The 17,645-nt window shown below is 64.9% G+C and carries 18 protein-coding genes; 14 read left to right on the top strand and 4 right to left on the bottom strand.

The window, feature by feature from the left end; genetic code table 11:
- The first annotated feature begins 30 nt into the window (after positions 1–30).
- Positions 31–1,467 (top strand): Dyp-type peroxidase domain-containing protein, encoded by a 1,437-nt coding sequence (locus IVB24_RS24710; protein WP_247769347.1) that lies wholly within the window; start codon positions 31–33, stop codon positions 1,465–1,467.
- A gap of 25 nt (positions 1,468–1,492) precedes the next feature.
- Here IVB24_RS24710 and IVB24_RS24705 read toward each other — a convergent pair whose 3' ends face one another.
- The 3 genes from IVB24_RS24705 to hemB form a co-directional block, all read right to left on the bottom strand.
- Complete coding sequence (locus IVB24_RS24705; protein WP_063194860.1) at positions 1,493–2,269, bottom strand: arginyltransferase; 777 nt, start codon at positions 2,267–2,269, stop codon at positions 1,493–1,495.
- A gap of 141 nt (positions 2,270–2,410) precedes the next feature.
- Positions 2,411–2,950, bottom strand: coding sequence for an RDD family protein (locus IVB24_RS24700; protein ID WP_162308589.1), 540 nt, complete (start codon positions 2,948–2,950; stop codon positions 2,411–2,413).
- 126 nt (positions 2,951–3,076) lie between these two features.
- A complete protein-coding gene (gene hemB, locus IVB24_RS24695; RefSeq protein ID WP_247769346.1) occupies positions 3,077–4,138 on the bottom strand; it encodes a porphobilinogen synthase in 1,062 nt (353 codons plus the stop codon).
- A gap of 135 nt (positions 4,139–4,273) precedes the next feature.
- Here hemB and IVB24_RS24690 point away from each other — a divergent pair, with 135 nt between their 5' ends.
- From IVB24_RS24690 to IVB24_RS24630, 13 genes are all read left to right on the top strand, one after another.
- Positions 4,274–4,774 (top strand): DUF6163 family protein, encoded by a 501-nt coding sequence (locus IVB24_RS24690; RefSeq protein WP_094977592.1) that lies wholly within the window; start codon positions 4,274–4,276, stop codon positions 4,772–4,774.
- 526 nt (positions 4,775–5,300) lie between these two features.
- Positions 5,301–5,819, top strand: a complete 519-nt coding sequence (locus IVB24_RS24685) for a MarR family winged helix-turn-helix transcriptional regulator (protein ID WP_011087797.1) — start codon at positions 5,301–5,303, stop codon at positions 5,817–5,819.
- 199 nt (positions 5,820–6,018) lie between these two features.
- Positions 6,019–6,255 (top strand): hypothetical protein, encoded by a 237-nt coding sequence (locus tag IVB24_RS24680; protein ID WP_106952564.1) that lies wholly within the window; start codon positions 6,019–6,021, stop codon positions 6,253–6,255.
- A 37-nt stretch (positions 6,256–6,292) separates the two neighbouring features.
- Positions 6,293–6,514 (top strand): hypothetical protein, encoded by a 222-nt coding sequence (locus IVB24_RS24675; protein WP_094977594.1) that lies wholly within the window; start codon positions 6,293–6,295, stop codon positions 6,512–6,514.
- 260 nt (positions 6,515–6,774) lie between these two features.
- Positions 6,775–8,073 carry a serine hydroxymethyltransferase gene (gene glyA / locus IVB24_RS24670; RefSeq protein ID WP_094977595.1) on the top strand — a complete coding sequence of 433 codons (1,299 nt, stop codon included), beginning with the start codon at positions 6,775–6,777 and terminating at the stop codon, positions 8,071–8,073.
- 16 nt (positions 8,074–8,089) lie between these two features.
- On the top strand, positions 8,090–8,572 hold the full coding sequence (gene nrdR / locus IVB24_RS24665; RefSeq protein ID WP_094891832.1) for a transcriptional regulator NrdR: 483 nt from the start codon (positions 8,090–8,092) through the stop codon (positions 8,570–8,572).
- The gene (ribD, locus tag IVB24_RS24660; RefSeq protein WP_247769344.1) at positions 8,569–9,717 is read left to right on the top strand and encodes a bifunctional diaminohydroxyphosphoribosylaminopyrimidine deaminase/5-amino-6-(5-phosphoribosylamino)uracil reductase RibD; all 1,149 of its coding nucleotides are present in this window, start codon (positions 8,569–8,571) and stop codon (positions 9,715–9,717) included. Before nrdR ends, ribD begins: the two co-directional genes overlap by 4 nt.
- Positions 9,717–10,328: a riboflavin synthase gene (locus IVB24_RS24655; protein ID WP_094977597.1), complete on the top strand. Its 612-nt coding sequence runs from the start codon at positions 9,717–9,719 to the stop codon at positions 10,326–10,328. Before ribD ends, IVB24_RS24655 begins: the two co-directional genes overlap by 1 nt.
- Before the next feature lie 61 nt (positions 10,329–10,389).
- Complete coding sequence (gene ribH / locus IVB24_RS24650) at positions 10,390–10,881, top strand: 6,7-dimethyl-8-ribityllumazine synthase (protein ID WP_094977598.1); 492 nt, start codon at positions 10,390–10,392, stop codon at positions 10,879–10,881.
- A 2-nt stretch (positions 10,882–10,883) separates the two neighbouring features.
- Positions 10,884–11,378: a transcription antitermination factor NusB gene (gene nusB, locus IVB24_RS24645; protein WP_094977599.1), complete on the top strand. Its 495-nt coding sequence runs from the start codon at positions 10,884–10,886 to the stop codon at positions 11,376–11,378.
- Between the two features lie 43 nt (positions 11,379–11,421).
- Positions 11,422–12,414 carry a thiamine-phosphate kinase gene (thiL, locus tag IVB24_RS24640; RefSeq protein ID WP_247774165.1) on the top strand — a complete coding sequence of 331 codons (993 nt, stop codon included), beginning with the start codon at positions 11,422–11,424 and terminating at the stop codon, positions 12,412–12,414.
- A gap of 231 nt (positions 12,415–12,645) precedes the next feature.
- Positions 12,646–14,766 carry a sodium-translocating pyrophosphatase gene (locus IVB24_RS24635; protein ID WP_166469153.1) on the top strand — a complete coding sequence of 707 codons (2,121 nt, stop codon included), beginning with the start codon at positions 12,646–12,648 and terminating at the stop codon, positions 14,764–14,766.
- 284 nt (positions 14,767–15,050) lie between these two features.
- The gene (locus IVB24_RS24630; protein ID WP_247769343.1) at positions 15,051–16,490 is read left to right on the top strand and encodes a heme peroxidase family protein; all 1,440 of its coding nucleotides are present in this window, start codon (positions 15,051–15,053) and stop codon (positions 16,488–16,490) included.
- A gap of 48 nt (positions 16,491–16,538) precedes the next feature.
- Here the strand turns inward: IVB24_RS24630 and IVB24_RS24625 are convergent, their stop codons facing one another.
- Entirely contained in the window at positions 16,539–17,540 is a 1,002-nt protein-coding gene (locus IVB24_RS24625; RefSeq protein ID WP_140480018.1) for a tripartite tricarboxylate transporter substrate binding protein, read from the bottom strand.
- Positions 17,541–17,645 lie beyond the last annotated feature (105 nt).

Below are 17,645 nucleotides of genomic sequence, written 5' to 3'. Positions count from 1 at the left end.
CTCTCCGAACAGCTCAAGGACATTCAGGGAATGCTCGGAAGCGGCTATGGCTGGTTGAAGACCAGCCGCTTCTGGCTGCTGACGATCAAGGCGGGCCGCGAGAACGATGCGCGAGCGTGGCTCGCAAACCTCGTCGACAAGAAACTGGTCGTCAGCGCCGCGGATGTCAGAAAATCGAGGAAGCACCCGGTCGACGACGCCGTCGCAATCGCTTTCAGCTATTTGGGGCTGGCAAAGCTCGGATGCGAGGAGACCGCTGCGCATCCGTTCCCGTCCCCGTTCAGCAGCGGCATGGGCTGCGACCTGCGCGCGTTGCTGTTGAGGGACAGCCCGCGAGATTGGCGCTGGTCCGATGTTGATGACGGTGTCCGCAGCCCCGTGCATGTCCTGGTGGCCGAATGGAGAAAGCGACGGAGCGCTGCTGAAACGGCGAGCGCGCCGGAGAAGACGGCAGAACTGGATCCTGATCCGGACGTGTTCGATGTCATCAAGGTCGACAACGATCCCTGCGCCTTCCAGCAGAAGGAGGGGGACAAGGAAGAGAAATTGTACGAGTCGTTCGGGTTTCGCGACGGGCTCGCGCAGCCCGTGGTCAGCGAACTCAGGGAAGAGCGCGGCGACGGGCTCCGGCGGGTCAGAGACGATGCCGGCCCCCTGTATGAGGATCGCGTCGTCGCCCCGGGCGAATTCATTCTGGGCTATCGCAACGAATACGACGAGCTGACCTATTGCCCCAACGTCAAGCGATGGCCGGGCGACGCCACGCATACCGGCGGCCGCTTCGCGCTGAACGGAACCTATCTCGCGGTTCGCCAGATTGAGCAGGATGTCGAAGCGTTCGAGAAGTTTGAAGCGGTATACGGCGAGGCCGTCTGCGAGAAGGTGATGGGCCGTCGAAGGAACGGGCGGCCGTTGTCATGGCAAGGCGGTGCCGGCGTTTCGATTTCGGATTCGCAGGCCGATGCATTTCGGTTTCGTGTCGACGACGCGAACGGCTTTGGCTGTCCGAAGGGAGCCCATATCCGCCGGGTCAATCCGAGGGATACGCTGGGCGTCGACGTGCAATCGAGCGTCAAGTCGGTCAAGTTGCATCGGCTGCTACGCCGAGGTCGACCCTATCGCGAGGAGGTTGCGAACGAGAAGCCGCGCAAGGGCATCTTCTTCATCGCGTGCAACGCGGATCTCGAGCGGCAGTTCGAGTTCATCTATCAGCGCTGGTTGCGAAATCCCCGGTTCGTCGGTCTGCACGACCAGGATGACCCACTCGTCGGCAAGCCGGCCGCCGCGAAGAGCTTCTCCATGCCGGGATTGGCGAGCGGCGAGGAAGTGTCCTTGGCTGCTTTTACGCGAACGCTGGGGGGAGGCTACTTCTTCCTTCCCGGAATCTCTGCGCTCAAATTCATCCTTGGGCGCGAGGGCATTTCCAAAGCGGTCGGCTCAGAGGCCGTCGCAGCTTTGGCGCCCTGAAAGCGGGCACGATCCCGGAAGGGCTTTAATCCTGCGGCTCGGACGCCGCATCGCCCTGCGCGTCGATGCGCAGCCAGCCCGAAGGCGCGAGGCGCTGCTGCGGCAGGAAGCGGGCCTTGTAGTCCATCTTCTTGGAGCCTTCGATCCAGTAGCCCAGATAGACGTAAGGCAGCCCTTGCCGGCGGGCGCGGGCGATGTGGTCCAGGATCATGAAGGTGCCCATCGAGCGGCTGACCTGGCCCGGTTCGAAGAACGAATAGACCATCGACAGCCCGTCGCTGAGCACGTCGGTGAGTGCGACCGCGATCAGCTCCTCGCCGCGGCCGGTGATGCCGCTGTCGGGGCCGCGCTTGCGGTATTCGATGATGCGGGTCTCGACATGGCTGTCCTCGACCATCATGGCGTAGTCGAGCACGGTCATGTCGGCCATGCCGCCATGGCGGTGGCGGGCGTCGAGATAGGCGCGGAACACCGAATATTGCTCGGAGGTCGGCACCGCGCTGCGCTGCTCGCCGATGATGTCGGCGTTGCGCGCCATCACCTTGCGGAAGTTGCGGGAGGGGCGGAACTCGTTGGCGACGACCCGGACCGAGACGCAGGCGCGGCACTGGTCGCAGGCCGGCCGGTAGGCGATCGACTGGCTGCGGCGGAAGCCGCCATGGGTCAGGAGGTCGTTGAGGTCACCGGCGCGCTCACCCACGAGGTGCGTAAATACTTTTCGCTCATGCCGGCCCGGCAGATAGGGGCAGGGCGAGGGCGCCGTGAGGTAAAATTGGGGGGTGTCGCGCGAGTGCTGGGTCAAGGGACGTCGTGGGCCTCCGAAGTGAATATCAGCATCGCGCTACGGAAGCCCACGGTCAATTGGCCAGCTCGGCAGGTCAGGTCAGCGGTCAGCTTAGCGGATCCCGGTTAGCAGGCCGTTGATCACCAAGTCCTCCTGTGATCACCAGGTTCTTGCCGTCTGTGCCACCGGCGCGCGAACGGAATTGTTGATCACGACCGTTCCCAGCACGAAATCCTGCAGCAGGCGCCGGCGGCTGTTGAACAGGCCGAGCAGCACCACGAAGGGCGTCAGAAACGAGACCGTTACCCAGAACAGCACTGCGTGGGTGGCGCCGAGCACGAAATAGCCCGGCGCGCCGTACCAGGTGCGCAGCTCCAGATCCATCACCCGCATCCCGATCGTCGCGGAGGAGGGGCCACCAATGCAGGCGCCGTAATAGACGATGGCCCAGATCACGGAGGCCGGCCAGGCCAGCCAGAACAGCGCCCAGCCGATGCCGAGCGTGACCACGCCGAACAAGGCGATGAAGATGTAGCCGAGGATGACCGGCACGGAGATCACGACCATGTCGATCAGGAACGCGAACACCCGCCGCGTCGCAACGCCGCGGAACAGTTCCGGATGCAGATAGGGGTCGTAGGCGTGCGGCTGCGCTCCGCCGTCATTGCGCCACGTATTGCCCGAATCCGAATACGACATGTCCGTCTCCCAAGGAGTACTCCCGTGGCAGGACATGGGAACAGGCCATCTCCGTGCCAAGGGCACCCGGACATTAACAAGCCGAAATATTCCGGCAATTCGGGGGCGGGGATGCGCGGTGCCAGCCTAGCCTTGGCTGCGCAGCTTCTCCGCCGCCTTCGGCGCGAAATAGCTCAGCACACCATCGGCGCCGGCGCGCTTGAACGCCAGCAGGCTCTCCATCATCGCGCGCTCGCCGTCGAGCCAGCCGTTGTTGGCGGCAGCCGCGATCATCGCGTATTCGCCGGAGACCTGGTAGGCGAAGGTCGGCATCGCAAAGGTGTCCTTCACGCGACGCACCACGTCGAGATAGGGCATGCCGGGCTTCACCATCACCATGTCGGCGCCCTCGGCGATGTCGAGCTCGACCTCGCGCAACGCCTCGTCGGTGTTGGCGCTGTCCATCTGATAGGTGCGCTTGTCGCCGGTGAGCGTCTTGGCCGAGCCGATGGCGTCGCGGAACGGGCCGTAGAAGGCGGAAGCGTATTTGGCGGCGTAGGCCATGATCTGCACGTCGGACAGGCCGGAGTGATCCAGCCCCTCGCGGATCGCGGCAACGCGGCCGTCCATCATGTCGGAGGGCGCGATAATGTCGCAGCCGGCCTCGGCCTGCACCAGCGCCTGACGCACCAGGACGGCGACCGTCTCGTCGTTCAAGATCCTGCCGTCCGAGATCAGGCCGTCATGACCGTGGCTGGTGAAGGGATCGAGCGCGACGTCGCAGAGGATGCCGATGTCCGGGAATTCCTTCTTGATCGCCCGCACGGCCTGGCAGACCAGATTGTTCGGGTTGGTCGCTTCCGAGCCTTCCTCGTCGCGCAAAGACGGCTCGGTGTAGGGAAACAGCGCGAGGCAGGGGATGGTGAGCTTCATGGCGCGCTCGGCCTCGCGCACGGCCTGGTCGACGCTGAGGCGCTCGACGCCGGGCATCGAGGCGACATGCTCGCGCTTGTTGTTGCCGTCAATCAGGAACAGGGGCCAGATCAGGTCGTCGGTGGTGAGCACGTTCTCCCGCACCATCCGCCGGGCCCATTCGGCCTTGCGGTTGCGGCGCGGCCGGACGGTCAGATCAAGGGCATGGGGCACCGCAGCACCCTCCCGGCGCGAAACCTCGCGCAATTCGATCGGACGTCCGTATTTGATCGCCATCACTCTTCCTCCGGCTGGAATTATTCTTATACCAGCTCGCATGGTTCCCGTCACCGCGGCTTGACCTGCCGCAAGGCAGAATTGACCTGACGGGCCGCCGATTGATTTTGCGAGCCGAAGCAGCCAGAAGGGGCCATGTCCGAGATCACCACCCGCGATGCGGCCCGCGACGGCAGCCCCAGGGACGCCGTCAGAGACAGCGCCAGAGACAGCGCGATGTCGGTGGCTGCGATCTCGTCGGAGCGTCCGGAGTCCGACGACAATGTCTGGACGCGCCGCCTCGTGCTGTTCCTGCGCGTGATGGCACTGCTCTCGATCCTGAAGGGCCTCTATCATTGGGCGCAGGTGACGGGCTTCGTCGGCGGCGAGGACGAGGCGTTCGAGAACCAGTCGATGGCCTGGCAGGCTGCCACCGTCTATTTCGCGGTGATCGAGCTCGTCGCCGCGGTCGGCCTGTGGCTGGCGACGCCGTGGGGCGCGGTGGTGTGGCTCACGACCGTGGTTTCGATGGCGGTGATCGAGCTGATGTTCCCGGGAATCTACGGCGGCAGCCTGATCGTCGTCGCCGTCGAAGCCTTCATGCTCGCGGCCTATCTCGCGCTCGCCTGGATGGCCGCGCGCGAACGACCGCCATAGCGCGCAGACGATTTCAACGTTCACCACTCTCTTATTCAGCGTTCACTCTCGTGCCCCCGGACGCAGCGCAGCACGCAGTGATGCGCTGCTGAGCCCGGGCCCATCTCTCCACGAGCTCGTTTGTGGCCGTGGGTCCCTGATCTTTCGCTGCGCTCGTCCGGGACACGAGGGCGCAGTTGTGCCGATTTGGTTGACCGCTGGTTGCCTAAAATTCGAGGTAACTTTTCGTTGACCTCGTGCATCCCGCCACAGCTGTTACGCGCCCGTTTCGAAACGGAGCGGGGCTGTTCTGGAATGCGACAAGGGGGGCGGACGGAGGGTGAACAGGACCTTGCGAAGGTCAACAGAGCGTTGCGAAAAGCCCTTGTGGCACAGGCTTAATCCGCAATTCACTGTCTTAAATTCATGATCTCTTTATTCTCTTATTTAAGCCGATCTTCAAACGCCCCCCTTAAGTTGCACCTATCAGACGGGACACAAGTTTCGTCGAATAAGTGTCGATAAAAACGACAACAGGGGAAGTGTCATGATGAAAGCCGTCGCAACTGCGGCAGATACCGCGGAGCGCGTCTCCGGCCAGCAGGGTTCGGTGCAGTCGCTCTACCTGGAAGCCTTGACTCTGGTGGAGCGGCTGCATCGCCGGCTGCTCGACGTGATCAAGGACGAATTCGATCGCCGCGGCCGCGCGGACATCAACTCGGTGCAGGCTCTCCTGCTCTACAACATCGGCGACAAGGAGCTGACCGCGGGCGAGCTGCGCACGCGCGGCTACTATCTCGGCTCCAACGTCTCCTACAATCTGAAGAAGCTCGTCGAGCTCGGCTTCCTCGATCATCAGCGCTCGCGCGTCGATCGCCGCTCGGTGCGCATCCGCCTGACGCCGCAGGGCCAGGAAGTCCGCCGCATCGTCGACTCCCTCTACCAGAAGCACGTCAAGACGGTGGAGCAGGTCGGCGGCATCTCGGGCGAGGAATTCTCGACCCTCAACAAGTCGCTGCACCGCCTCGAGCGGTTCTGGACCGACCAGATCCTGTATCGGCTCTGAGTTTTAACGGGATAGGCCAAGCCGGCCCGCAACAAGACCGGCAAGCCGCCCGAACGTGCCTCAACTTCCCCAGCGCACCGGCCCGGAGTTGCCCCGGACCGGTGCGCTTTGCATTTTTGCACATGCGAAGAAAATCTTCCGGCGCCAGGGAACCAGTTCCGGGCTTTGCGCTTATCTCCTTCGGATCGGAGACAGGGCGATGCTGGTCGAGCGCGGGCTTCAGGCGATGAACGTGGAACTCGTGAGCGAGGCCTACGCCATCGCCGCGAATTACCTTCGCCGCTCCGGCGCGATCCCCGATACGCTCGTCACCGATGAACGCCTGCTCGGGATCATCATCAAGCTGCTGCACAGCGGCGAAATCAACAAGATCAGGCTCGCCAACAAGGCGATCGCCCGGTTCCAGGCGCAGGCCGAGGCCCGCGCGGTTGCCTGATCGACAATCCCAAAACATCGACCAACCAGAGGGTGCCATGGAAGCCGCCATCGACCGCATCATGCAGACCTACGACATGCTCGCCAACCGCACCGCCGCGGCCAGCGAGGAGGCGCGGGCCAAGGTCACGAACTATCTCAACACCCTGATGGAAGCCGGCGAGAAGGACACCCACAGGTTGACGGTGTGCGGCCTGACCTATCTGCGCCAGCTCGACGGCAGCGTGGACCCGGTGAAGGCGGGTTATACCGGCCTGTGACAGGCAGCCGGCGGCTCCAAGGATGAGGAATTAGGGCCAAAGCGGCCCATTCGGGAGGCGGCGGACGGGCGGTTCCCCCAAGGCCGGCCCCATCGCCGCAAACCTCCACCCTCCACCATATCTTGCACAAATATCCAGCCGGACCCGCAACTACTTGGCCTGTTGCGGGCGATGTGGTAGATCGCGCTCGCCGCTTCCGATCGCCACACCAGACCGCCCGTAGCCCGCCAAAAGGCTGCGGCGGTGGAGATATTCGCAAGATGACCTTCGCCAAGACCGCCTCCGCGCCCGATTCGTTTTTCTCCGCCTCGCTCGAGCAGGCCGACCCGGAAATCGCCGCCGCCATCAAGGGCGAACTCGGTCGCCAGCGCCACGAGGTCGAGCTGATCGCCTCCGAGAACATCGTGAGCCGGGCCGTGCTGGAAGCGCAGGGTTCGGTGATGACCAACAAATACGCGGAAGGCTATCCGGGCGCGCGTTACTATGGCGGTTGTGAATGGGTCGACGTCGCCGAGAACCTCGCGATCGACCGCGCCAAGAAGCTGTTCGGCGCCAAATTCGCCAACGTGCAGCCGAACTCCGGCAGCCAGATGAACCAGGCGGTGTTCCTGGCGCTGCTGCAGCCCGGCGACACCTTCATGGGCCTCGACCTCGCGGCCGGCGGCCATCTCACCCACGGCTCCCCCGTCAACATGAGCGGCAAGTGGTTCAAGGCCGCGCACTACACCGTGCGCCGCGAGGACCAGATCATCGACATGGATGCGGTCGCCAGGCAGGCCGAAGAGGTCAAGCCGAAGCTGATCGTCGCGGGCGGCTCGGCCTATTCGCGCGCCTGGGACTTCAAGCGCTTCCGCGAGATCGCGGACAGCGTCGGTGCCTATCTGCTGGTCGACATGGCGCATTTCGCGGGCCTCGTCGCCGGCGGCGTGCATGCCTCGCCGGTGCCGCATGCCCACATCACCACCACCACGACGCACAAATCGCTGCGCGGTCCGCGCGGCGGCCTGATGCTGTGGAATGACGAGACGCTGACCAAGAAGTTCAACTCGGCGATCTTCCCCGGACTGCAGGGCGGGCCGCTGATGCATGTGATCGCGGCCAAGGCGGTCGCCTTCGGTGAGGCGCTGCGTCCGGACTTCAAGGTCTACGCCAAGAACGTCGTCGAGAACGCCAAGGCGCTCGCTGAAGCCATGAAGAGCCACGGCTTCGATATTGTTTCCGGCGGCACCGACAACCATCTGATGCTGGTCGATCTCAGGCCGAAGGGCCTGAAGGGCAACGCCTCGGAGAAGGCGCTGGTTCGCGCTGCCATCACCTGCAACAAGAACGGCATTCCGTTCGACCCCGAGTCGCCGTTCGTCACCTCCGGTATTCGTCTGGGCACCCCGGCGGCGACCACCCGTGGCTTCGGCGTTGCCGAATTCCAGCAGGTCGGCGGCATGATCGCCGAGGTCCTCAACGCGGTCGCGCAGTCCGACGACGGCAAGGCGCCGCTGGTCGAGGCCGCGATCAAGGAGCGGGTCAAGGCGCTCACCGACCGGTTCCCGATCTACCAGTAAAGGCTTGGGTAAACGGATGCGCTGTCCGAACTGCAACAGTCTCGATACGCAGGTAAAGGACTCGCGTCCGACCGAGGACTCGTCCGTGATCCGCAGGCGGCGTGTGTGCGTCGCCTGCAATTTCCGCTTCACCACCTTCGAGCGCGTGCAGCTGCGCGAGCTCACCGTGGTCAAGCGCAACGGCCGCCGCGTGCCGTTCGACCGCGACAAGCTGATGCGCTCGGTTTCGATCTCTTTGCGCAAGCGGCAGGTCGAGCCTGAAAGGGTGGAGAAGATGGTCTCCACCATCGTGCGCGAGCTCGAGACCGGCGGCGAGGCCGAGATCTCGTCCGAGGTGATCGGCGAGACCGTGATGGAGCATCTGCGCACGCTCGACGACGTCGCCTACGTGCGCTTCGCCTCGGTCTACCGCAATTTCCGCGAGGCCAAGGATTTCGCCGACGTGCTCGGCGAGCTCTCCGGTGAGGAGGAAGCGCGGCTCGCCGCGATCCGCAAATGATCTTCCGTATCCTGGAGGATCAGTTCGCGCAGAAGGCCCGCGAGGCCAAGGATTCCGATCGCCGCTTCATGGAACTGGCGCTGGCGCTCGGACGCCGCGGGCAGGGGCGCACCTGGCCGAATCCGGCAGTCGGTGCCGTCGTCGTCAAGGACGGCGTCATCGTCGGCCGCGGCTGGACCCAGGCGGGCGGGCGTCCGCATGCCGAGCCCGAAGCCCTGCGGCGAGCAGGCGAAGCCGCACGCGGCGCCACACTCTACGTCACGCTCGAACCTTGCTCCCATTTCGGCAAATCGCCGCCCTGCGCCGACGCGGTGATCGCGGCCGGCATCAAGCGCGTGGTGGCGGCGATCGAGGATCCCAATCCGGAGGTCGCAGGGCAGGGGCATGCGCGGCTGCGCGCTGCCGGCATCAATGTCGAATTGGGCCTGTGCGCGGCGGAAGCCGCATTCGACCATGCGGGGCATTTCCGCTGCATCCGGGACAAGCGCCCGCATGTGATCCTGAAGCTCGCAGTCTCGCCCGATGGCAAGATCAGCGCCGCCGGCGGCAAGCCGGTCGCGATCACCGGGGAGGCGGCGCGCAATCGCGTGCATCTGCTGCGCGCGCAGAGCGATGCCATCCTGGTCGGTATCGGAACGGTGCTGGCGGACGATCCGCTTCTCACCTGCCGCCTGCCGGGCCTGGAAGCGCGTTCTCCGGTGCGAGTTGTCCTCGACCAGAATCTGCGCATTCCGGCCGCAAGCCAGCTGGTGCGCTCCGCGCGCGAGACGCCGCTCTGGGTGGTCGGTTCTGAACTCGCCGAAGCCGCCGCCGCGACTCGTCTTGGCGCTGCCGGCGCGCAGATCATCCGCGTGCCGCCCGGGAGCGCTTCCGGGCTCGATCTTCCGTCCGTGCTCCATGCTCTGGCCGGGAAGGGCATCACGCGGCTGATGGTCGAGGGCGGCAGCCGGGTAGCCGCATCGTTCATTGCCGCTGACCTCGTCGACGAAATTTGGCTGTTCCGCGGAGCGGAAGCGGTGGGGCCCGGTGGAGTCGATGCGCTCGATGCATTGCCCCTGTCGAAAATCACGCAGTCGCAGGCCTACAAGGTTCATGCTAGCGAAACATTCGACAAGGATACTCTCACCATCTACGAGCGCGCGTAATGTTCACTGGCATTGTCACCGATCTCGGCGAGATCGTCGGCTTCACGCCGACGGCGCAGGGGCAGCTGCACCGGCTGCGCATCGCCTGCCGCTATGACCAGACCACCATTGCGGACGGCGCCTCGATCGCCTGCAATGGTGTCTGCCTGACGGTGGTCGCCTCGGGCGTCGAAGGCAGCAGGACCTGGTTCGACGTCGATGCCGCGGCCGAGACGCTGGCATTGACGACCGCGAAGCACTGGAAGCTCGGCACGCGGCTCAATCTCGAGCGCGCGCTGAAGATCGGTGATGAACTCGGTGGCCACATCGTCGCCGGCCACGTCGACGGTATTGCCACACTCGTCAGCCGCGAGGATCTGCCCGACATGGCGCGGTTCGAGCTCTCGACCACGCGGGAGCTGGCGCGGTTCATCGCCACCAAGGGCTCGATCACGCTCGACGGCGTCTCGCTGACGGTCAATACGGTCAGGGACGTGACTTTTTCGGTGCTGATCATCCCGCACACTCTCTCGGTCACGACGATCGGCGGCTGGAAGGCGGGGGACGAGGTCAATATCGAGGTCGATTTGATGGCCCGGTACGCGGCGCGGCTGACGGAAATGACAGTTTAAAACTTGGCTTACCCGGCTGCGGCGACTACATAGCGCCAACCCCTGTGAAACGGATCGAACGATGGCAGACGCGCGGCGCGCACCCCTGAAGGACCAGACCGACATTTCCGGCGCGCGCGCGCTGATTGTCGAGGCGCGGTTCTATGACGATCTCCAGGACGCGCTGCTGGACGGCGCGGTGGCCGAGCTGAAGGCGGCCGGTGTGACGCATGACGTCATCACGGTTCCTGGCGCGCTGGAGATTCCGGCGGCGGTGGCTATCGCCGTCGACGCGGCTGCCGCCAACGGCAAGCCCTACGACGCGGCGATCGCGCTCGGCTGCGTGATCCGCGGCGACACCATTCATTTCGAGATCGTGTCGCAGGAATCCTCGCGCGCGCTGATGGACCTTGCGGTGGCGCGCAAGCTGCCGCTCGGCAACGGGATCCTCACCGTCAATAATGAGGACCAGGCCTGGGCGCGGGCGCGCGCCAGCGAGCTCAACAAGGGCGGCGATGCCGCGCGCGCGGCGATCGCGATGCTGCGCATCAAGCGCCGGCTGGCGCGGGCCTGATCATGGCTGACAACAAAAAACCGGCGGGGCCCACGGAGAAGAAGGCGAACCGACGTGGTGCAGCACGGCTTGCGGCCGTGCAGGCGCTGTACCAGATGGACATCGCCGGCGCCGGCATCAACGACATCTTTGCCGAGTTCGAGAGCCACTGGCTCGGCAACGAGGTCGAAGGCGACACGTATCTGCCGGCCGAAGCCGCGTTCTTCCGAGACGTCGTCTCGGGCGTCGTGCGCGACCAGAAGAAGCTCGATCCCCTGATCGACGAGGCGCTGTCGAAGGGCTGGCCCTTGAAGCGGATCGAAGCGATCCTGCGCGCGGTGCTGCGGGCAGGGGCCTATGAGCTGCAGCATCGCAAGGACGTGCCGGGCCGCGTCGTCGTCTCCGAATATGTGGATGTCGCCAACGCTTTCGTCGACCGCGAGGAGACCGGAATGGTCAACGCCGTGCTCGACCAGATCGGCCGCCAGTTTCGCGGCGACGAGTTCGGGCGCGGGTAGTTTCCCGCGAGGGCGAAGACAGTGGTGGGTGTAGCTGCCGATGATGGCGAACAATCCTTCCCCCGAAGACTCCCTCATCGCGCGCTATTTCAAGCCGCTGGCGACCGATCCCGGCGCGTTCGGCCTGGTCGATGACGCGGCGGTGCTGTCGTCGTCGGGCGACGACATCGTCGTCACCACCGACGCCGTCGTCGAAGGCGTGCACTATCTTGCCACCGATCCGCCTGACACCATCGCGCGAAAAGCGCTGCGGGTGAACCTGTCCGATCTCGCGGCCAAGGGCGCGGTGCCCGCCGGCTTCGTGCTGACGCTGGCGCTGCGCAGCAAGGAGGATGCCTGGCTGCGGCCCTTCGCGGACGCGCTGGGCGAGGACGCGAGAGAATTCGCCTGTCCGCTGCTCGGCGGCGACACGGTGTCGACGCCGGGGCCGCAGATGATCTCGATCACCGCCTTCGGCCGCGTGCCGAAGGGGCGGATGGTCGGCCGTACCGGTGCGAGGCCAGGCGATCGCATCCTGGTGACCGGCACGATCGGTGACGCAGCGCTCGGCCTCGGGGTGCTCACCGGCGGTGCCGCTGCGGCCGCGCTCGCGACCGATCCCGCTGCAAGGGAAGCCCTGGTGTCACGCTATCGAGTGCCGCAGCCGCGCAACCCGCTGGCACGGGCCGTGCGCGATCATGCGACCGCGGCGATGGACGTCTCCGACGGCCTCGCCGGTGATTTGACCAAACTATGCGCGGCGTCCGGGGTCTCGGCCACGGTCGACGTGGCGCGCGTGCCGCTCTCGGCGGCGGCAGCAGACCTGGTTGCCCGCAACGCCGTTTGCGTCGAGACGCTGCTTGCGGGTGGCGACGATTACGAGGTGCTGTGCACCGTCTCGCCGGCGCAGGCCGATGCACTGATTGCCGCGGGCCGGGCGACCGGCCTTGCCGTCACCGCGATCGGCACCATCGTCGCGGGCCAACAGGGGCCGCGCTTCCTGGACGGCCAGGGCCAGGAATTGGTCTTGAGGCGGCTGTCCTACAGCCACTTCTAGGAATTGCTCCAAACCGGCATCCAGTTCTCGGCGCTTGCCTAAATACCTGCCGAGATCGGCGTTTTCGGCCTTATCCGGCGTTGCACCCTCAATTCGATTTTGGCAAGCTTGTGACCGACTAAGGCCGCCCCTTTTGGGCAGGGGCGGCTTTGTTCGAAATCAAGGCGCCGCACCGCAAGACGGACAACAAAAGGCGCCGGGGACACATCAAGGATCTGAGGCAAAAATCAAATGACAGCATTATGGTTGATTGTGCTCTGCGGAGTGCTTTCCGTCGTCTACGCGATTTGGGCGACGTCTTCGGTGTTGAGCGCGGATGCGGGGTCGCCGCGCATGCAGGAGATCGCGGCAGCGGTCGCGGAGGGGGCACAGGCATATCTGCGGCGCCAGTACACGACGATCGCCATGGTCGGCGTGGTCATCTTCGTCTTGCTCGTCTATTTCCTCGGAATCTACGTCGCCATCGGCTTTCTGATCGGCGCCGTCCTGTCGGGGGCGGCCGGCTTCATCGGCATGAACGTCTCGGTCCGCGCCAATGTGCGCACCGCGCAAGCCGCGACGACGTCGCTCGCCGGCGGCCTCGAACTCGCCTTCAAGGCAGGCGCGATCACCGGCATGCTGGTGGCGGGTCTCGCATTGCTCGGCGTGACGCTCTATTTCGGCTTCCTGGTGCATTCGCTGAAGCTTGCGCCTGACAGCCGCATCGTCATCGACGCTCTGGTGGCGCTCGGCTTCGGCGCCTCGCTGATCTCGATCTTCGCCCGTCTCGGCGGCGGCATCTTCACCAAGGGTGCGGACGTCGGCGGCGACCTCGTCGGCAAGGTCGAGGCCGGCATTCCCGAGGACGATCCGCGCAACCCGGCCACCATCGCCGACAACGTCGGCGACAACGTGGGCGACTGCGCCGGCATGGCCGCCGATTTGTTCGAGACCTATGCGGTGACCGCGGTCGCCACCATGGTGCTCGCTGCGATCTTCTTCGCCAAGACGCCGATCCTCGCCAACATGATGACGCTGCCGCTCGCGATCGGCGGCATCTGCATCATCACCTCGATCATCGGCACCTTCTTCGTCAAGCTCGGGCCGAGCCAGTCGATCATGGGCGCGCTCTACAAGGGCCTGATCGCAACCGGCGTCCTGTCGCTGATCGGCATCGCCGGCGTGATCTACAGCCTGATCGGCTTCGGCAAGCTCGATGGCGTCGACTACACCGGCATGGCGCTGTTCGAATGCGGCGTGGTCGGCCTCATCGTCACCGCGCTGATCATCTGGATCACCGAATACTACACCGGCACCGACTATCGTCCGGTGAAGTCGATCGCCCAGGCCTCGGTGACCGGCCACGGCACCAATGTGATCCAGGGGCTTGCCGTCTCGATGGAAGCGACCGCGCTGCCCGCGATCGTGATCATCGCCGGCATCCTGGTCACCTACAGCCTCGCCGGCCTGTTCGGCATCGCGATCGCGACGGCCACCATGCTGGCGCTGGCCGGCATGGTCGTCGCGCTCGACGCGTTCGGCCCGGTGACGGACAACGCCGGCGGCATCGCCGAGATGGCGGGTCTGCCGAAGGAGGTGCGCAAATCGACCGACGCGCTCGACGCGGTCGGCAACACCACCAAGGCAGTCACCAAGGGCTATGCGATCGGGTCCGCCGGTCTCGGTGCCCTCGTGCTGTTCGCGGCCTACAACCAGGACCTCAAGTTCTTCGTTGCGGACTCCGCGCATCATCCCTACTTCGCCGGCGTCAATCCGGACTTCTCGCTCAACAACCCCTATGTGGTTGTCGGCCTGTTGTTCGGCGGCTTGCTGCCGTATCTGTTCGGCGCGATGGGCATGACCGCTGTGGGGCGTGCGGCGAGCGCGATCGTCGAGGAGGTGCGGCGCCAGTTCCGTGAGAAGCCGGGCATCATGCAGGGCACCGACAAGCCTGATTACGGCAAGGCGGTCGACCTGCTGACCAAGGCGGCGATCAAGGAGATGATCATCCCCTCGCTGCTCCCGGTGCTGTCGCCCATCTTCGTCTATTTCGCGATCTATGCGATCGCGGGTGGCGGCGTGGCCGGCAAGTCGGCGGCGTTCTCGGCGGTCGGCGCCATGCTGCTCGGCGTGATCGTGACGGGCCTGTTCGTCGCGATCTCCATGACCTCGGGCGGCGGCGCCTGGGACAATGCCAAGAAGTACATCGAGGACGGTCATTTCGGCGGCAAGGGCTCCGACGCCCACAAGGCGGCCGTGACCGGCGACACCGTCGGCGATCCCTACAAGGACACGGCGGGTCCCGCGGTGAACCCAATGATCAAGATCACCAACATCGTGGCCCTGCTGCTGCTGGCGATCCTGGCGCACTGAACGGCGTCACCAGTTTGCAAGACAAGCCCCGCGGCGCGAGCCGCGGGGTTTTTGGCTCACGATAACGTTCATTCGCAGCCGCCTTTGTCGCAGGGGAACTGTGAGCCCAATTACAGAGCGTCTTCCCTGAGGGGGCTACCGTGCAGGTGCTGTCTCACCCACTGGAGGGAAGAATGACGCAAGCTGCAAACCTGAATCCAAGACACGGGAAAGCCGGACGCCAGCCGACCAGGGCGGGTTTGAAACCCCCCAGCGCCAATGCAGACCCCGGCATGTTCGGCCGGATGTTTGACTTGCCGGCCTTTACGGCACCGGAGGCTGCGCTGCAGGCGCTTGCCGCCGCGATGAAGGACGCCAATCCGGACGATCAGGTCGGCGACAATGCCAACGTCCCCTCAGGCTTCACCTATCTCGGCCAATTCGTCGATCACGACATTACGCTCGATCTCACGTCGCTTGCCGAGAAGCAGGAGGACCCCCACGCCACCACGAACTTCAGAACCCCAAGGCTCGATCTGGACAGCATCTACGGTCTGGGACCGGACGGCAGCCCGCAGCTCTACGCTCGGGATCCCAACAACATCACGCAGCCCGGGCCGAAGTTCCTGCTCGGCAAGACGGCGCCCACGCCGCGCGCGGCCGGCGTGTTTCCGAACGATCTGACGAGGAGTTCGGAAGGACGAGCCCTGATCGGCGACCACCGCAATGACGAAAATCTCCTGGTCGCGCAGACGCACCTTGCGTTCCTGAAATTCCACAACAAGGTCGTCGATATGCTCGCAGCCGGTCCCAACCCACCGGCGGCCGACAAGCTCTTCTCCGAAGCAAGGAAGCTTGTGACTTGGCACTATCAATGGATGGTGCTGCACGATTTCGTCGAGCGCTTAACGGAGAAGGGCATCGTCGCCCGGATTCTGCACGAGGGCCGGAAGTTCTACCGATTCCAGAAGGTGCCCTACATGCCGGTCGAGTTCTCGGCGGCAGCCTACCGGCTTGGGCACAGCATGGTTCGCGAGACATATAGCCACAACCGTGTGTTCACGCAGCCCGGCGGCTTTGCTGCGGCAAGCCTCAGCCTCGAGTTCTTCTTCTCCGGGCTCTCCGGCCGCATCCTGGGCGAAATTGCCGGCACCACTCCCAACGCACCCAATTCCCCACCCAATGTCAGCACCTTGCCCACGGATTGGATCATCGACTGGAGCCGCTTCTACGCATTCGATCCGGCGCCTCCGCCGACCCCAAACTTCCTGTTCAACCATTCGCGCAAGATCGATCCATTCCTGATTCCGAAATTGCACGATCTTCCAGGTGGCGGCGGAAGCCTTCCGTTCCGCAACCTGCAGCGCGGGGTCAATCTCGGATTGCCGTCGGGGCAGGATGTGGCGCGTGCGATGGGGATTCCAGTGCTCAAGCCAACGGAGATCGCAACCGGTACGGACGGCGCCGTTGCGGCCGCCCAGGGCTTCGATCGAAAGACGCCGCTCTGGTACTACATCCTCAAAGAGGCCCAGGTGAAGACCGGCGGCCTTCGGCTCGGTCCGGTCGGCGCGCGCATCGTGGCCGAGGTGTTCATTGGCATCGTCGCTGGCGATAACCAATCCTATCTCAGCCAGCAGAACTGGAAGCCGACGCTGCCGGCGAAGACTCCGGGCACTTTCCTGATGAGCGATCTGTTGCGCTTCGTCGGAGATATCAGCCCGATTGACGGCGTCACGACCGGATAGCAGTTGCTCAAGTCCCGGATGCCGCAGACGGCATCCGGGACACGAGAACTACTGCACATCCATCTGCAGCCCTTCCTTCTGGATGATGCCGGCGAACTTCTTCGTCTCGGCATCCACGAAGGCGGCGAACTGCTCGGGCGTGCCGTAGTCGGCGCGGGCGCCCATGGTGGCGATCTGCTTCTTGATGTCGTCGCGCTCCAGCATGGCCTTGACCTGCAGATTGAGCGCGCTCAGCACCTCGGGCGAGACGCCCTTCGGCAGGAACACCGAGAACCACGACGAGACGTCGAAATTCGCCAGCTCCGGCGCGCTCTCGCGCATGGTCGGCAGGTTCGGCGCGAGGGCGCTGCGCTCGGTCGTGGTGACGCACAGGCCGTTGAGCGTGCCGTTCTGCACCTGCGGCAGGCTCGGATAGAGATTGTCGAACAGGATCTGGATGTCGCCGGCGAGCGCGGCCTGGAGCGCGGGACCGGCGCCGCGGAACGGGATGTGCGTCATCTTGAGGCCGGTGAGCTGGAGGAACCAGGCGCCGGTGAGGTGAGGGCTCTGGCCGACGCCGGAGGAGGCGTAGCTGAGCTTGTCCGGATTGGCCTTGAGATAGGCGATCAACTCGGCGACCGACTTGATGCCGGTTTTCGGATGCGCCGACACGATGTTCGGGATCCGGATCATGTTGGAGACAGGCTGGAGCTGGTCCGGCTTGTAGGTCAGATTCTTGAAGATGCTGTAGGCGATCGCGTTTGGACCGGGGTTGCCGACCAGGATGGTGTGGCCGTCAGGCTTGGCGCGAACCACCTCGGCCGTGCCGATCGTGCCGCCGCCGCCGGAGCGGTTTTCCACGACGGCCGACTGGCCCCATGCGGTTTGCAGATGCGCGGCCAGAAGCCGGCCCAACACGTCGGTCGAGCCGCCGGCTGCGGCCGGCACGACGAGACGGACGTTTTCGGTCGGCTTCCAGTCGGCAAGGCTTGATCGCGGCAGGATCGCTGCGGCCGTAAGGCCGGCCGCACCGGTGAGCACGCGACGTCGGGATAGCAAATTTCTGGGCACGAATCCTCTCCCTGCTTCTTGTTTTGCAGGGGAGCGTAGGGAACCAGGCACGCGACGGCAAGTCGCATGCGACTGCAATGGCCGCAACGACAGCGGCAGGACGCC

Origin of the sequence: Bradyrhizobium sp. 192 (assembly GCF_023100965.1) — a bacterium.
In the GTDB taxonomy this organism is placed as follows: domain Bacteria; phylum Pseudomonadota; class Alphaproteobacteria; order Rhizobiales; family Xanthobacteraceae; genus Bradyrhizobium; species Bradyrhizobium symbiodeficiens.
This window is presented reverse-complemented; position numbering and strand designations above follow the sequence as displayed.

Excerpts from the sequence above, each read along its gene's own strand:
- IVB24_RS24710 (WP_247769347.1), top strand. The coding sequence starts at position 31 with ATGCTCGGAAGCGGCTATGGCTGGTTGAAGACCAGCCGCTTCTGGCTG.
- IVB24_RS24700 (WP_162308589.1), bottom strand. The coding sequence starts at position 2,950 with ATGTCGTATTCGGATTCGGGCAATACGTGGCGCAATGACGGCGGAGCG.
- hemB (WP_247769346.1), bottom strand. The coding sequence starts at position 4,138 with ATGGCGATCAAATACGGACGTCCGATCGAATTGCGCGAGGTTTCGCGC.
- IVB24_RS24690 (WP_094977592.1), top strand. The coding sequence starts at position 4,274 with ATGTCCGAGATCACCACCCGCGATGCGGCCCGCGACGGCAGCCCCAGG.
- IVB24_RS24685 (WP_011087797.1), top strand. The coding sequence starts at position 5,301 with ATGATGAAAGCCGTCGCAACTGCGGCAGATACCGCGGAGCGCGTCTCC.
- IVB24_RS24680 (WP_106952564.1), top strand. The coding sequence starts at position 6,019 with ATGCTGGTCGAGCGCGGGCTTCAGGCGATGAACGTGGAACTCGTGAGC.
- IVB24_RS24675 (WP_094977594.1), top strand. The coding sequence starts at position 6,293 with ATGGAAGCCGCCATCGACCGCATCATGCAGACCTACGACATGCTCGCC.
- glyA (WP_094977595.1), top strand. The coding sequence starts at position 6,775 with ATGACCTTCGCCAAGACCGCCTCCGCGCCCGATTCGTTTTTCTCCGCC.
- nrdR (WP_094891832.1), top strand. The coding sequence starts at position 8,090 with ATGCGCTGTCCGAACTGCAACAGTCTCGATACGCAGGTAAAGGACTCG.
- ribD (WP_247769344.1), top strand. The coding sequence starts at position 8,569 with ATGATCTTCCGTATCCTGGAGGATCAGTTCGCGCAGAAGGCCCGCGAG.
- IVB24_RS24655 (WP_094977597.1), top strand. The coding sequence starts at position 9,717 with ATGTTCACTGGCATTGTCACCGATCTCGGCGAGATCGTCGGCTTCACG.
- ribH (WP_094977598.1), top strand. The coding sequence starts at position 10,390 with ATGGCAGACGCGCGGCGCGCACCCCTGAAGGACCAGACCGACATTTCC.
- nusB (WP_094977599.1), top strand. The coding sequence starts at position 10,884 with ATGGCTGACAACAAAAAACCGGCGGGGCCCACGGAGAAGAAGGCGAAC.
- thiL (WP_247774165.1), top strand. The coding sequence starts at position 11,422 with ATGGCGAACAATCCTTCCCCCGAAGACTCCCTCATCGCGCGCTATTTC.
- IVB24_RS24635 (WP_166469153.1), top strand. The coding sequence starts at position 12,646 with ATGACAGCATTATGGTTGATTGTGCTCTGCGGAGTGCTTTCCGTCGTC.
- IVB24_RS24630 (WP_247769343.1), top strand. The coding sequence starts at position 15,051 with ATGTTTGACTTGCCGGCCTTTACGGCACCGGAGGCTGCGCTGCAGGCG.